This is a genomic window from Magnetospirillum sp. ME-1 (genome assembly GCF_002105535.1).
GTDB lineage: Bacteria > Pseudomonadota > Alphaproteobacteria > Rhodospirillales > Magnetospirillaceae > Phaeospirillum.
Map to the genome: position 1 here is coordinate 4059007 of NZ_CP015848.1, position 13286 is coordinate 4072292.

Here is a 13286-nt window from a genome sequence, read left to right on the forward strand (position 1 = left end):
GAAAGGAACCAATTCATGAAACGCCTGCTGCTTGCCGCCCTGGCGGCGCTATCGCTTGCCGCGCCCTCCGCCGTTGCCGAGGAACGCTTCATCACCCTGGCCTCGACCACATCGACCGAGCAGTCGGGGCTGTTCGGCCACCTGCTGCCCCAGTTCAAGGCCGAGACCGGCATCGAGGTCCGGGTGGTGGCGGTCGGCACCGGACAGGCGCTGAAGCTGGGCGAGCGCGGTGACGCCGACGCCCTGCTGGTCCATGACCGGGCCGGCGAGGACCGCTTCGTGGCCGAGGGCTTTGGGCTGGACCGCCGCGACGTCATGTACAACGACTTCGTGGTGGTGGGCCCGGCCGCCGATCCCGCCGGCATCAAGGGCGGCAAGGACGCGGCCCGGGCCTTCGCCAGGATCGCCGCCGCCAAGGCGCCCTTCGCGTCCCGCGGCGACGATTCCGGCACCCATCGCAGCGAATTGCGCCTGTGGAAGAAGGCCGAGGTGGACATCAAGGCCGGCGGCGGCTGGTATCGCGAACTGGGAGCCGGCATGGGGCCGACGCTCAACACGGCGGCCGGCATGAACGCCTATGCCCTGGCCGACCGCGGCACCTGGGCCAGCTTCAAGAACCGCCAGTCGCTGGTCCTCCTGGTGGAAGGCGACCGCGCCCTGTTCAATCCCTACGGCTCGATCCTGGTCAATCCGGAGAAGCACAAGGGCGTCAAGGCCGCCGATGCCAAGGTCTGGCACCTGTGGCTGACCGGCCCCAAGGGCCAGGCCGCCATCGCCTCGTTCAAGATCGACGGCGAGCAGCTGTTCTTCGGCGAGTCCAAGTAGAAAGGGGAGGGTGCCATGAATAGGCGAATGTTCCTGGGGGCGGCGATGGGGGCCGTTGGCGCGGCGTCCCTCGCCCAGGCGGCCGATCCGGCCGAGGTGGTGTTGCTGGGCAGCACCATCGGTCCCATCGATTCCGGCATCGTGCCCGCTTTGGCCAAGGCCTTCCATGCCCGCACCGGCGTCGTGGTGCGCTTCGTGGGTGCCGGCACCGGGGCCACCTTGGAGATGTCCAAGCGGGGCGAGTTCGATCTGGTGATGGTCCACGCCCTGTCGCTGGAAAAGAAATTCATGGCCGATGGCTTCGGCATCGACCGCCGCGACGTCATGTACAACGACTTCGTCCTGCTGGGGCCGGCTGCCGATCCGGCCGGCATCAAGGGGATGAACGACCCCAAGGCGGCGTTGCGCCGGATTGCCGAGACCCAGGCCCGCTTCGTCACCCGGGGCGACAATTCCGGCACCCATGTGGCGGAAAAGGCCCTGTGGGAGAGGGCCGGGCTGCAACCCCAGGGCGCCTGGTACGAGGTGTTCGAGAAAGGCGCCAGCGGTAACGGCCCCACCCTCCGCCACGCCGATGACCGCGGCGCCTACGTGCTGATGGACCGGGCCACCTGGCTGGTGCTGAAGGCCAGGCTGTCGCTGGCTCTGCTGGTGGAGAACCACGCGGACCTGTTCAATTTCATCGCCGTCATCCGCAGCAATCCCGAACGCTTCCCCAAGGCCAATGCCGCCGGGGCGCTGCGATTCGCCGACTGGCTGGTGGGCGACGAGGCGCAAGGGCTGATCGCCGAATACGGCAAGGCGGAATACGGCGCGCCGCTGTTCTTCGCCAATGCGGGCTCGAAGGTGCGGCCCCCCGGTCTGTGAGGCATTTCCTGAAACGACAAGGGCGCGGTCCCCTCGGCTGGCAGGGGATCGCGCCCATTTTCGTCCGGCTTTCTACTGGATGCGCTTCAGCAGAACGCGGATGTTGGGGTGGTGGTCGAAGGGGTCGCGGTACCAGGCGACGTCCTTGATCCGGTACCACTTGCCGCTTCGTGTCCTCAGGGCCTTGCCGATGGTCGGGCAGATATCCGCTTCAAAGCAGCGATTGATTTCACTCTTGTCGAATGATTCGTGAATGACGTAGCGCATGATAAACCAGCCATGTTTAAGGTTGCCAATTAAGCTTATCTTATAAAGATACTGGTCATCTGTCCGTGAAGGTGTTCACAGATAAAATTTTAAATAAATTTTTACTATAAATATCGCGGCCTTGACGCCAATGTCCCTAGCCAATCTCTGGGTTTGTTCGGTAACGGAAAGTAATTTCGACGCGGCAACGGTTGAAGTCGGGCGGCCGAAGTGTCACCATATTGGGTATGGGCCGGATTCGTGGGCCGTTGTCGCTGTGGCGGCGCGCGGACGATGGTTTGGAGAAAAGCGCATGCCCCAGCCCGCTTTTTTTCGCAGAACCTACGACGAGACCATGACCTTGATGGTCGAGGCCCGGAACTATCTGACTTATGCCGAGCGTCGGGAACGCGAGCGGGTCGGCGGGATGATCGGCCTGCGCATGAGCTGCGAGGCCATGCGGGTCACTTCGCGCCTGACCCAGGTGATGGCGTGGCTGATGCTGCAGCGGGCGGTGCATGAGGGCGAGGTGGAGGTCGAGGACAGCTTGCGCGACGAATGCCGTCTGTCGGGGGCGGATGTCTGTCTGGACGAGAGTTTCAACTGCGACGAAACTCTGCCCAATCATCTGCGCAGCCTGATGGACCGTTCCTACCGCCTGTACGTCCGGGTGGCCAGACTGGAAGAGATGCTGGTGCAGCGGGTGCTGCATTAAGCCTGATTGAATTGGGGGATGGGGCAAGATGATGGTGTTGCGGTTTCGCGCCGACCTGCGCCTGGTGGGCGCATTGGTGATTCTGGCATTCGTCATCTGCCATCTCGTCAATCACATGCTCGCCCTGATCTCGCTGGATGTCGCCATGGCGGGCCACGACGTCCTGATGGAGCCGTGGGAGGGCGCCATCGGCACGGGGCTGCTGCTGACGGCGGGCCTTACCCATTACCTCAATGCCCTGTGGGCGGTGTACGAGCGCCGGACCCTGCGCATGGGCGGCGTGGAGGCCTGGCAGCTGGGCCTGGGCCTGTCGATCCCGTTCCTGATGATCGTTCATCTGAGCGGTACCCGGCTGGGCGAATTGGTTCTGGGCCTGGAGCCCGGCTACCCGTCCGTCCTGCTCAGCCAGTGGGTCTTGAGCCCCTGGAAGGGAGTGAGCCAGGCGATACTGGTCCTGGTGGTCTGGGGCCATGCCTGTGCCGGGCTGCATCTGCGCTTCTCGATGCGCTCCGGCTACGACAGCGCCAGGCCCTGGCTGCTGGCCCTGGCGGTCGTCGTTCCCACCCTGTCGCTGGCCGGCTGGGTGGCCGGCGGCAGTTTCGTCATGCGGGCCGCCGCCGATCCCCAATGGACGGGCCGGGTGCTGGCCGAGGCCCATATGGGCCCCGATACGGCGGCGGACACCTTGCGCCTGATGCTGATCGGGGTCGGGCTTCACGCTCTGCTGATCGCCTTGCCCCTCGGCGGCCGGGCCTTGAGGCTGCTAGGCGGCGGCAAGCGTCCCCAGCTCACCCATTCCAGCGGCCGGGTGATGCGCATGATGCCCGGGGCGTCGGTGCTCGAGACCTTGCAGGATCACGGGATCGCCCATGCCGCGGCCTGCGGGGGCAAGGCGCGCTGCACCACCTGCCGGGTGCGCGTTCGCGCCGGGGCCGACCGATTGCCGCCCCCCGGCCCGCAGGAGATGGCGGCCCTGACCCGAATCGAGGCCCCGCCCGAGGTTCGCCTGGCCTGCCAGCTGCGCCCCGACCACGATCTGGCGGTTCTGCCGCTGCTGCCCTCGGACGCCGCCGCCGCCGAAGGGCGGCTGCACGGAGGATTGGATGGGCGCGAGCGCCACGTGGTGGTGATGTTCGTCGATCTGCGGGGCTCGACCACCCTGGGCGAGGCCAAGATGCCCTACGACATGCTGTTCATCCTGCACCGGTTCTTCCAGCAGATGACCCGCGCCCTGTCGGCCACCGGCGGACACTATTCCAACTTCACCGGCGACGGGTTGATGGCGCTGTACGGGCTGAAGGTGGGGGATGCCGGCAAGATGGTGAAAGCGGCCCTGGCGGGGGCGCGTCAGATGGTGGCCGGTCTCGAGGCCTTGAACGCCGAACTGGCCATGGAGCTCTCGGCCCCCTTGCGCATGGGCATCGGCATCCATTACGGCGAGGCCATCGTCGGCACCATGGGGCCGCCCGGCGCCCAGATCGTCAGCGCCATCGGCGATACGGTCAACACCACCGCCCGCCTGGAGGGGCTGACCAAGGACCATGACTGCCTGCTGGTGCTGTCCGCCGCCGCCGCCCTGGCCGGCGGCCTGGACGTCGCCGGAGAGCCCCGGCATCAGGTGACGGTGAAGGGCCGGGTGGAGCCGGTGGAATTCTTCGCGTTCAGGGAAATTCCCGACAGATAGGCAGAAGGGGACGGCTAGCGCCAGACCACTTCCCACAGTTGGAACTTTTCCTTGAAGCCCTTCAGGGAGTGGGTGCCGCCGTCCACGAAGGTGCCCACCGGCCCGGCCAGATCCTTCACCGACTGGGTGCAGAGGATCTGATCGGAATCGGTGGCGGCGCAGACGCGGGCCGAGAGCTGGACGGTGGAGCCGAACAGGTCGTCCTCTTCCTGAATGGGTTCGCCGGCGTTCAGCCCGATGCGCAGATGCAGCGGCAGGTTGGGCTGCTTCTCGTTGTGGGCGGTGACCTGGCGCTGGACCTGGACCATGGCTTCCACCGCATTGGCCGCCGAGGCGAAGGAGGCCATGATGCCGTCGCCCGTGTGCTTGACCTCGCGCCCGGCGAACTGGGTCAGCGCCGTGCGCACGATGGCGTTGTGCTTGCGCACGATCTCCTGCGCCGCCTGGTCGCCGCGCGCCTGGGTCAGGTCGGTGGAGCCCACCATGTCGGTGAAGACCACGGTCATCAGGCCCGACGCCTTCTTCTCGGCGGCGGGCTTGTTCCAGTCCTTCAGCGAGGACTGGAGCTTGATCATCGGCGTTCCCTCGTCGCCCTCCGCCCAGGATTCCATGGAGGACTTGCCCGCTTCGAACATGCGGGCATAGCGCTGTTCGCCCATGTATCCCGGCACCTTGTCGTAGAAGAGGGCCGCCTGGTCGCCCGGCGTGCCCAGCTTCTCGATGATCGACTTCAGCAGCTTGCGCTGGCCCGCCGAATCCAGCTTCTGGGCCCGGGCGATGGTCTGGACGGCGCCGGCCATGAACAGGTTGAGGCCGAAGGTGGTGTACTTGTCGGTGCTGGGCGCGACCTGGCGGACGATCTCCATGGACTTGTCCACGAAGCGGTCGGTGACCTTTCTGGTGGCCTCCAGGGCCGGGGTGGAGGGGATGGCATCCACCGCCGCTTCGGCCGCCGACGGCTCCTCGGGCAGGGCGGCCTGAGGCGGGGGCTCTTCCTCCGCGGGCGGCGGGGGCGGTTCCGGCTCGGGGTCGTCGCCCCAGGTCTCGGGAATCATCTCCGCCTCGGCCTTCCGGGCCAGCTTGTTCAGCGACTTCTTCACCGCTTCCGAGGGTTGCGGCCTGGGGGGCGGAGCCGCCACCGAGCCGCCCCGGTTGAACTGGATGTTGGCGTTGCGCGGCATGAAGCGCAGGCCCAGCGGCACGGCGGTCATCAGGAACACCAGACCGAACACCAGCACCAGCATCTGCCCATATTCGTCGGGGGTGATGCGGAAACCGAAATCGTAGAGGAAGACGATGGCGGACGGCACCAGGCGCAATGCCCCCAAACCCAACCCCGACGCCACCAGCAAAATGACGGTCAGGCGCAGGATCATGGCGCCGGCCCCGATGGAGGGGCCGCTGGTCCGCGCCCTGGCGGCCTTGGCGGCCTTCTTGGCCGCCGCCGCCTTGGCGGCGCCGCCCCCTTTGCCGGAATCCCTGCCCGAGCCGCCGCCGCCGCCGCCGCCCTTGCCGCCGCCCGCCGCCGCGCCCTTCTTGGGCTGGACGTTGTGGCCGGACATGTAGACTTCGGCTTCGTCGAAGACGTTGGTGTCGGTGTTGTAGGTTTCGCGCAGCACTTTGGTGCGCACGCCAAGGGTGTTTTCCAACTCCTTGGCCTCGCGGACAGCCTCGTCACGCTCCAGCCGCGGGAAGCGTGCGTGCAGCATCCACCCCCGGCCTTCCATGACGTAAACTTCAAAATGAACGATGATCATGTCCGCCCAATCACCGTCTTGGCCAATCACAGTTTGGCTTCAATTACAATTCAGCCAGGGAGTATCGCAGCTCCCTTATTAAAAATTTGCTCTACCCGTAGAACGTCAAGAAGTCCACTGCAAACACTTTCGGCCGGCATGAAGCCGGCCGATCGTGCAGTCTGATAACTTAGCGCAGGCAAACGCCGCCTGGCCGTGGCCAGTCCGGCATTCCCCATTTCCCTTAGGAATTGGTCGACTTGATGCCGAAGCCTTCGAAGCGCTTCTTGAACTTGGCGAGCTGGCCGGCGGTATCGACCATGCGATGCACGCCGGTCCAGGCCGGGTGCGACTTGGGATCGATATCCAGGCGCAGGGTGTCGCCAGCCTTGCCCATGGTGGACCGGGTCTTGTACTCGGTGCCGTCCGTCATCACCACGTTGATCTCGTGGTAGTCGGGATGAATGTTGTCCTTCATAGCCTGAAGCTCCGCAAATCGAAGGCGCGTATATAGCCAAAAGCGGACCGGGGCGCAAGCGGTCCTTCACCCTTGGGCGGAATTTGGGTTAGCATCCGCTCCCCCCAATCCGGAGAACCCCCATGAGCCTCGATGAAAGCCGCTTCGCCAGCCTTGCCGACCCGTTGCTGGAGCGCATCGCCGACGCGGTCGAGGATGCCATGGACGATGCCGACGCCGACCTGCATGCCGGCATCCTGACGCTCACCCTGCCGGGCATCGGCCAGTACGTCATCAACAAGCATTCCCCCAACCGGGAAATCTGGCTGTCCTCGCCCAAAAGCGGCGCCCATCACTTCGGCTGGAACGGTGAAAAGTGGATGTCCACCCGCAATGCCGAGATCGAGTTGCTGGGCCTGCTGCTGGCCGAGATCGGCGTGGCGGTGTGAGCCGCTCGTCATCCTGAGCGTAAGCGAAGGATCTTTCAGCCACCGGCAGGCGGCTTTGGTGAAAGATGCTTCGCCTGGCGCTCGGCATGACAAGGGAGGGGCTTCAGACCGCCTTCACCAGGATGTGGCGCTTCTTGCCGGCGGTCAGCTTGACGGCGCCGTCCTTAAGGTCGCCATTGCCCACCGGCCGGGCCTCGTCCACCGCCTGGTCGTTGACCTTGCCGCCGCCGCCCTTCAAGAGACGGCGGGCCTCGCCGTTGGAGGCGGCCAGGCCGGCGCGCACGAACAGGGCGAAGGCGGGAATGCCCGCCGCCAGTTCGGCGGCCGGAATCTCGATGGTGGGCAGGTCGGCCGAGGCCACGCCCTGCTCGAAGGTCTGGCGCGCCGTCTCGGCGGCCTGGAGCGCGGCGGCTTCGCCGTGGCACAGGCGGGTGACCTCGTTGGCGAGGATCTTCTTGGCCTCGTTGATCTCGGCGCCCTGGAGCGCCTCGAGCTTGGCGATCTCGGACAGCGGCAGTTCGGTGTAGAGCTTGAGGAAGCGGCCGACGTCGGCGTCCTCGGTGTTGCGCCAGTACTGCCAGAACTCCCAGGCGCTCAGCATGTCGTCGTTCAGCCACACGGCGCCGTTGACGGTCTTGCCCATCTTGGCGCCCGAGCTGGTGGTCAGCAGCGGGCTGGTCAGGCCGAACAGCTCGGCCTGGTCGCAGCGGCGGCCCAACTCGACGCCGTTGATGATGTTGCCCCACTGGTCCGAGCCGCCCATCTGCAGGATGCACTTGTTGCGGCGGAACAACTCGAGGAAGTCGTAGCCCTGCAGCAGCATGTAGTTGAACTCGAGGAAGGTCAGCGGCTGCTCGCGCTCGAGCCGCAGCTTGACCGAATCGAAGGTCAGCATGCGGTTGATGGTGAAATGGTGGCCGTAATCGCGCAGGAAGTCGATGTAGTTCAGCTTGTCCAGCCAGTCGGCGTTGTTGACCATCATGGCGTCGGTGGCGCCGTTGCCGAAGCTCAGGTACTTGGTGAACACCGTCCTGATGCCCGCCATGTTGGTGGCGATGACCTCGTCGGTCAGCATCTTGCGGGCTTCGTCCTTGCCGGTGGGGTCGCCGATGCGGGTGGTGCCGCCGCCCATGAGCACGATGGGCTTGTGGCCGGTCTTCTGCCACCAGCGCAGCAGCATGATCTGCATCAGCCCGCCCACATGCAGCGAGGTGGCGGTGCAGTCGAAGCCGATATAGGCAGCCTGGCACCCCTCGGTCAGGCGCTTGTCCAGCGTCTCCAGGTCGGTACACTGGTGCATGTAGCCGCGCTCGGTGACGATACGCAGGAAATCGGACTTGAGAGAGGTCATGGCGCGCCCGTTCGGCTTGCTGGGAAGAGGCCGCTCGTTTATCACACTTGGGTGAACGCCACAATCGGGGGGACGCAATGCTGGCGCTGGGGCTGATGAGCGGAACCTCGCTGGACGGCGTCGACGTCGCCCTGCTCGATACCGACGGCGTGGCCGTGGCCCACATGGGGCCGTCCGCCACCATTCCCTACGGGGCCGAGCAGCGCCTCGCCCTGATGGGGGTGCTGGGCGGCAACGGTCCGGTGGCCGAGGTGGAGCGCGAGCTGACCCTGTTCCATGCCAAAGTGGTCCGCGACTTCCTGGCCGAACACGGAATCGATGCCGCCAAGGTGTCGGTGGCCGGCTTTCACGGCCACACCATCCTGCACGCCCCCCAGGAACGCCGCACCTGGCAGATCGGCGACGGCGCCCTGCTGGCCTCGGAGATCGGCATCCGGGTGGTCAACGACTTCCGCACCGCCGACGTGGCCGCCGGAGGCCAGGGCGCGCCGCTGGTTCCAGCCTATCACCGCGCCCTGGCGGCGGGGCTCGAGACGCCGCTGGCGGTGCTCAACCTGGGCGGCGTCGGCAACGTCACCTGGATATCCGAGAACGGCTCGCTGCTGGCCTTCGACACCGGACCGGGCAACGCCCTGATCGACGATTGGGCCCAGGCCCATACCGGCAAGCCGGTGGATACGGACGGTCAGCTGGCGGCGGGCGGGCGGGTCAGGCGCGACGCGGTCGAGGCCTTCCTGCATCACACCTATTTCGACCGCCATCCGCCCAAGTCGCTGGACCGCGACGAATTCCACGCCTTGGCCTGGGAACTGGTCAAAGGGGCCTCGGCCGAGGACGGGGCGGCGACGCTGACCGCCTTTACCGCCGCCTCGGTGGCGCTGGCCGCCTACAGTTTTCCCCGCCCGGTCAAGCGCTGGCTGGTCACCGGCGGCGGGCGGCGCAATCCCGAGATGATGAAAGCCCTGCACCGTGGCCTGTCGGCGCCGGTCGAACCGGTGGAGGCGGTGGGCTGGAACGGTGACGCGCTCGAGGCCCAGGCCTTCGCCTTCCTGGCGGTGCGCTCCCTGGCCGGCCTGCCCCTGACCTATCCCCAGACCACCGGCGTCGCCGCCCCCCAGACCGGCGGCCGCCTCCATGCTTTTTAAGCGGAGAGCCTTCATGCGCGCCTTCCTTGCCGTCCTCGCCCTGCTGTTGCTGGCCGCTCCCGAGGTCCGGGCCGATCAGGCCACCGCCATCGCCGCGGTGCGGGCTCAGCCCAAGGTGCTGGACGCCTCCATCGACGACCGCGGCAATCTCTACGTGGTGGTGAAGAACGAGACCCTGTCGTGGGAACAGTACGGCGCCGCCATGTGCCGGCTGGTGCGTCCCCACCAGGCCCGGGTGTTCCAGGCCCACATCATCGACATGACCTCGGTGGGCAAGGGGGCCAAGCCGGCCCAGTGGAAGCGCCTGGCCCAGGTCAATTGCTCGGCCATCAACTAGGGACCCCGATCTGTCATCCCGACGACCAACGGGAGGAGGGATCTCCGCCTGGAGCATTGGTCAGGACGAGATCCCTCGACTGCGCTCGGGATGACGGAATGATTGGCGTCAACGAAAAACCCCCGCTTTCGCGGGGGTTGTCGGTATCAGGGCAGGGCGACGGCCAGTTCCGGCTCGGGCACCGGGGGCGGGGCCGTCGGGCGCGCCACCATGGATTCTCCCAGATAGGCGTCTACCATGCCGTCCAGGGCTTCCAGATGGGTGCCGAAGAAGTGGTTGGCCCCCTCGATGGTCTGGTAGCGCACCTTGATGTTGCGCTGGGTGGCCAGCTTGGCCGCCAGTTTGGCCACGGTCGGCTCGGGCACCAGGTCGTCGTTGGTGCCGTGCACGATCAGGCCCGACGACGGACAGGGCGCCAGGAACGAGAAGTCGAAGACGTTGGCCGGCGGCGCCACCGAGACGAAGCCGTCGATCTCGGGGCGGCGCATCAGGAGCTGCATGCCGATCCAGGCGCCGAACGAGAAGCCTCCCACCCAGCAGGCCGAGGCGTTGGCGTTGAACGACTGCATCCAGTCCAGCGCCGACGCCGCGTCGGACAGCTCGCCCTGGCCGTTGTCGAACTTGCCCTGGCTGCGGCCGACACCGCGGAAGTTGAAGCGCAGCGTCGAGAAGCCGCGCCGCACGAAGGCATGGTACAGCGCGTAGACCACCTTGTTGTTCATGGTCCCGCCGTGCTGCGGGTGGGGATGAAGCAGGAGGGCCAGCGGGGCATTCGGCGACTTGCCGTGATGGTAGCGGCCTTCTAGGCGGCCGTCGGGTCCATTGAAAATCACTTCAGGCATGGCGTGCGTACAGTCTCCCTTGCCCGGCAACCGCTCAAACCTGAGTGGTAATGTCGGGGAAAATACAACAACAAATTGGATTTTAGCCCGTCAATCTTGACCGGCCTTGTCGGGCATCCTATATTCACCTTCGCTATGTCAGCGCCCGGTTGGGCATTCCCCTGGCGGTCGCATGCGACCGTCGCGACGTACATTAACATATTGCGAGCTATGATTTTCAAGAGCCTTCAAGAAGATATTGCGTCCATTCGCAAGCGTGACCCGGCCGCCCATTCCTGGCTGGAGGTTCTGCTGTGCTATCCCGGCCTGCACGCGGTGCTGTTTCATCGCCTGTCCAACTGGTGCTGGAACCATGGATTGCGGGTGCTGGGGCGCTTCGTCTCGCATGTGGGGAAGATCCTGACCGGCATCGAGATTCATCCGGCCGCCCAGCTGGGCGAGCGCTTCTTCATCGATCACGGCACCGGCGTGGTGATCGGCGAGACCGCGGTGATCGGCGCCGACGTGACCCTTTACCACGGCGTGACGCTGGGCGGCACCTCGCTGCACAAGGGCAAGCGCCATCCCACCCTGGAGGACGGGGTGATCGTCGGCTCGGGCGCCCAGGTACTGGGCCCCATCACGGTGGGCAAGGGGGCGCGCATCGGCGCCAACGCCGTGGTGCTGACCGACGTGCCGCCGGGCGTGACCATGGTGGGCATTCCGGCCCGCATGGTGATGCGCCGCCAGGAAAGCGAATTCTGCGCCTATGGCCTGCCGGTGGAGGAACTGCCCGACCCGGTGGTGCGGGCCATCGATTCCGTCCGCTCGCAGGTGGCGACCCTGATGGAGCGGGTCAAGGAACTGGAGACCGAGCTGCACGGCCACCCGACCCAGGCCTGCGCCCGCCTCTCCCAGCCCGAGGGGGCTGAGAAGGGCGAAAAGTCCATACCTATCGAAGCGGTAACCACTCCGGCCAGCGGGACAACCGGCCGGCAACTGGAACGGGAGGTCATATCGTGAAACTCAGCACCAAGGGGCGCTATGCCGTGATGGCCATGGTGGATCTCGCCAGCCATTCCGAGGGAAGCCCGGTGGCTCTGGCCGACATCGCCGAGCGCCAGGAAATCTCGCTGTCCTATCTCGAGCAGCTGTTCGGCAAGCTCAGGAAGGGCGGTCTGGTGAAAAGCGTGCGCGGGCCGGGCGGCGGCTATCTTTTGTCGCGAATCCCACAACAGACGCGCATTTCCGACATTATCCTGGCGGTGGATGAACCCATCCAGACCACCCGGTGCTCTCCCGGCTCGCCGGCCGGCTGCCACAACAACAAGGGCCGCTGCCTGACCCACGACCTGTGGGAGGAACTCGGCAACCAGATTTATCTCTATCTCAGCTCGGTGTCCCTGGCCGATGTGTGCGAGCGCCGCATCCTGGGCAGCTCGGGCATGTTCCACGGCACCGCCGCCGCGCAATAGGGCTCAAGCGAAAGGACAAGGTGAAGTGAGCAGGGCCGTCTACCTCGACTACAATTCCGGCGCCCCCGTGCGCCCCGAGGTGGCGGCCGCGATGGTCGAGGCGCTGGCCGAGCCCGGCAATCCGTCCTCCGTCCACGGTTTCGGGCGGGCGGCGCGGGCCAGGGTCGAGGCGGCGCGGCGGCAATTGGCCGGGCTGGTGGGCGCCGACCCCGCCGGCATCGTTTTCACCTCGGGCGGCACCGAGGCCAACGCCCTGGCGCTTCGGGGCTGCGGGCGCTCCCGCCTGCTGGTGTCGTCCATCGAGCATCCCTCCGTCCTCGATTCGGCGTCCGAGGCCGAGCGGGTGCCGGTCACCCCCGACGGCATCATCGACCTCGCCGCCCTGGATTGCCTGCTGGCCGCCAATACCCGCCCGGCCCTGGTGTCGGTGATGCTGGCCAACAACGAGACCGGCATCGTCCAGCCGGTGGCCGAGGCGGCCCGCATCATTCATGCACGCGGCGCATGGCTTCATTGCGATGTCGCCCAGGCCATGGGCCGCATCAAGGTTTCCCTCGGCCAGCTGGGGGCGGATATCCTCACCCTTTCCGCCCACAAGATGGGAGGCCCGGCCGGCGTGGGCGCGCTGATTCTCGCCGAATCCGGCCGGACACTGGCACCGATCTTGCTGGGTGGCGGCCAGGAACGCCGCCGCAGGGCTGGCACCGAGAACGTGGCGGGAATTGTCGGCTTAGGCGCCGCCGCCCAATCGGCGGGGGATGACTTGGCCGGGGCCGACACCACATATGGTGTGCAGGCCTTGCGTGACCGTCTGGAAGAAGGCGCCCGGCGCCTGGTTCCCGACGCGGTAGTGATCGGGGCCGGCGCGCCCCGTCTGCCCAATACCACCTGCCTGGCTCTGCCGGGGGTGGAGGGGCGGACCCAGGTGATGGCGCTGGACCTGGCGGGCGTCGCGGTCAGCGCCGGAGCCGCCTGTTCCTCGGGCAAGGTCGCGCCCAGCCACGTGCTGGCGGCCATGGGCCTGGAGGAGCGGCTCAAGGGCTCGGCCATCCGGGTCAGCCTGGGCTGGTCGAGCCGGCCGGAAGATGTGGACACGTTCCTCGCCGCCTGGGCCGATCTGGCCCGGCACAAGGGACTAAAGGTTTCGGAGGCGGCCTGAGCGGCCGTCTTGAGCAAAA

At 66.5% G+C, this 13286-nt stretch carries 15 protein-coding genes; 10 read left to right on the forward strand and 5 right to left on the reverse strand.

All coding sequences use genetic code 11. From position 1 onward, the window contains the following. Positions 1-15 precede the first annotated feature (15 nt). Together WV31_RS18965 and WV31_RS18970 are read left to right on the forward strand one after the other, a co-directional pair. Positions 16-825 (forward strand): substrate-binding domain-containing protein, encoded by an 810-nt coding sequence (locus WV31_RS18965; protein WP_085375012.1) that lies wholly within the window; start codon positions 16-18, stop codon positions 823-825. Between the two features lie 15 nt (positions 826-840). Further along, positions 841-1692 carry a substrate-binding domain-containing protein gene (locus tag WV31_RS18970; RefSeq protein ID WP_085375013.1) on the forward strand — a complete coding sequence of 284 codons (852 nt, stop codon included), beginning with the start codon at positions 841-843 and terminating at the stop codon, positions 1690-1692. A 72-nt stretch (positions 1693-1764) separates the two neighbouring features. Here WV31_RS18970 and WV31_RS18975 read toward each other — a convergent pair whose 3' ends face one another. Then, the gene (locus WV31_RS18975) at positions 1765-1959 is read right to left on the reverse strand and encodes a hypothetical protein (protein WP_068433238.1); all 195 of its coding nucleotides are present in this window, start codon (positions 1957-1959) and stop codon (positions 1765-1767) included. A gap of 292 nt (positions 1960-2251) precedes the next feature. Between WV31_RS18975 and WV31_RS18980 the strand changes: the two genes are divergently transcribed. Both WV31_RS18980 and WV31_RS18985 read left to right on the forward strand, forming a co-directional pair. Next, positions 2252-2653: a DUF1465 family protein gene (locus WV31_RS18980; protein ID WP_085375014.1), complete on the forward strand. Its 402-nt coding sequence runs from the start codon at positions 2252-2254 to the stop codon at positions 2651-2653. 28 nt (positions 2654-2681) lie between these two features. Further along, on the forward strand, positions 2682-4337 hold the full coding sequence (locus WV31_RS18985) for an adenylate/guanylate cyclase domain-containing protein (protein WP_085375015.1): 1656 nt from the start codon (positions 2682-2684) through the stop codon (positions 4335-4337). Between the two features lie 14 nt (positions 4338-4351). Here WV31_RS18985 and WV31_RS18990 read toward each other — a convergent pair whose 3' ends face one another. Further along, positions 4352-6046 (reverse strand): adenylate/guanylate cyclase domain-containing protein, encoded by a 1695-nt coding sequence (locus WV31_RS18990; protein ID WP_237051382.1) that lies wholly within the window; start codon positions 6044-6046, stop codon positions 4352-4354. Positions 6047-6317: 271 nt separating this feature from the next. Continuing rightward, on the reverse strand, positions 6318-6551 hold the full coding sequence (gene rpmE / locus WV31_RS18995; protein ID WP_085375017.1) for a 50S ribosomal protein L31: 234 nt from the start codon (positions 6549-6551) through the stop codon (positions 6318-6320). A gap of 122 nt (positions 6552-6673) precedes the next feature. Here rpmE and cyaY point away from each other — a divergent pair, with 122 nt between their 5' ends. Continuing rightward, positions 6674-6979, forward strand: a complete 306-nt coding sequence (gene cyaY, locus WV31_RS19000; protein ID WP_085375018.1) for an iron donor protein CyaY — start codon at positions 6674-6676, stop codon at positions 6977-6979. Between the two features lie 103 nt (positions 6980-7082). Here the strand turns inward: cyaY and tyrS are convergent, their stop codons facing one another. Further along, the gene (gene tyrS, locus WV31_RS19005; protein WP_085375019.1) at positions 7083-8330 is read right to left on the reverse strand and encodes a tyrosine--tRNA ligase; all 1248 of its coding nucleotides are present in this window, start codon (positions 8328-8330) and stop codon (positions 7083-7085) included. A 77-nt stretch (positions 8331-8407) separates the two neighbouring features. On the opposite strand from tyrS, the gene WV31_RS19010 reads away from it, so the two are divergent. Next, positions 8408-9475 carry an anhydro-N-acetylmuramic acid kinase gene (locus WV31_RS19010; protein WP_085375020.1) on the forward strand — a complete coding sequence of 356 codons (1068 nt, stop codon included), beginning with the start codon at positions 8408-8410 and terminating at the stop codon, positions 9473-9475. Between the two features lie 13 nt (positions 9476-9488). Further along, positions 9489-9812, forward strand: a complete 324-nt coding sequence (locus WV31_RS19015) for a hypothetical protein (RefSeq protein WP_085375021.1) — start codon at positions 9489-9491, stop codon at positions 9810-9812. A 146-nt stretch (positions 9813-9958) separates the two neighbouring features. Here the strand turns inward: WV31_RS19015 and WV31_RS19020 are convergent, their stop codons facing one another. Further along, positions 9959-10654, reverse strand: a complete 696-nt coding sequence (locus WV31_RS19020; RefSeq protein ID WP_085375022.1) for an alpha/beta hydrolase — start codon at positions 10652-10654, stop codon at positions 9959-9961. A gap of 210 nt (positions 10655-10864) precedes the next feature. Between WV31_RS19020 and cysE the strand changes: the two genes are divergently transcribed. From cysE to WV31_RS19035, 3 genes are read left to right on the forward strand one after another with little or no spacing between them, the layout of a single operon-like run. Then, positions 10865-11656: a serine O-acetyltransferase gene (gene cysE / locus WV31_RS19025; RefSeq protein WP_085375023.1), complete on the forward strand. Its 792-nt coding sequence runs from the start codon at positions 10865-10867 to the stop codon at positions 11654-11656. Further along, positions 11653-12108, forward strand: a complete 456-nt coding sequence (locus WV31_RS19030) for an Rrf2 family transcriptional regulator (RefSeq protein ID WP_068433258.1) — start codon at positions 11653-11655, stop codon at positions 12106-12108. Before cysE ends, WV31_RS19030 begins: the two co-directional genes overlap by 4 nt. A 25-nt stretch (positions 12109-12133) precedes the next feature. Next, positions 12134-13267 (forward strand): cysteine desulfurase family protein, encoded by a 1134-nt coding sequence (locus WV31_RS19035; protein WP_085375024.1) that lies wholly within the window; start codon positions 12134-12136, stop codon positions 13265-13267. The last annotated feature ends 19 nt before the right edge of the window (positions 13268-13286 follow it).

Coding starts and splice junctions, on each gene's coding strand:
- WV31_RS19020 (WP_085375022.1), bottom strand. CDS start 10,654: ATGCCTGAAGTGATTTTCAATGGACCCGACGGCCGCCTAGAAGGCCGC.
- cyaY (WP_085375018.1), top strand. CDS start 6,674: ATGAGCCTCGATGAAAGCCGCTTCGCCAGCCTTGCCGACCCGTTGCTG.
- WV31_RS18975 (WP_068433238.1), bottom strand. CDS start 1,959: ATGCGCTACGTCATTCACGAATCATTCGACAAGAGTGAAATCAATCGC.
- WV31_RS18970 (WP_085375013.1), top strand. CDS start 841: ATGAATAGGCGAATGTTCCTGGGGGCGGCGATGGGGGCCGTTGGCGCG.
- WV31_RS19010 (WP_085375020.1), top strand. CDS start 8,408: ATGCTGGCGCTGGGGCTGATGAGCGGAACCTCGCTGGACGGCGTCGAC.
- WV31_RS19015 (WP_085375021.1), top strand. CDS start 9,489: ATGCGCGCCTTCCTTGCCGTCCTCGCCCTGCTGTTGCTGGCCGCTCCC.
- WV31_RS18985 (WP_085375015.1), top strand. CDS start 2,682: ATGATGGTGTTGCGGTTTCGCGCCGACCTGCGCCTGGTGGGCGCATTG.
- tyrS (WP_085375019.1), bottom strand. CDS start 8,330: ATGACCTCTCTCAAGTCCGATTTCCTGCGTATCGTCACCGAGCGCGGC.
- rpmE (WP_085375017.1), bottom strand. CDS start 6,551: ATGAAGGACAACATTCATCCCGACTACCACGAGATCAACGTGGTGATG.
- cysE (WP_085375023.1), top strand. CDS start 10,865: ATGATTTTCAAGAGCCTTCAAGAAGATATTGCGTCCATTCGCAAGCGT.
- WV31_RS18980 (WP_085375014.1), top strand. CDS start 2,252: ATGCCCCAGCCCGCTTTTTTTCGCAGAACCTACGACGAGACCATGACC.
- WV31_RS18990 (WP_237051382.1), bottom strand. CDS start 6,046: ATGCTGCACGCACGCTTCCCGCGGCTGGAGCGTGACGAGGCTGTCCGC.
- WV31_RS18965 (WP_085375012.1), top strand. CDS start 16: ATGAAACGCCTGCTGCTTGCCGCCCTGGCGGCGCTATCGCTTGCCGCG.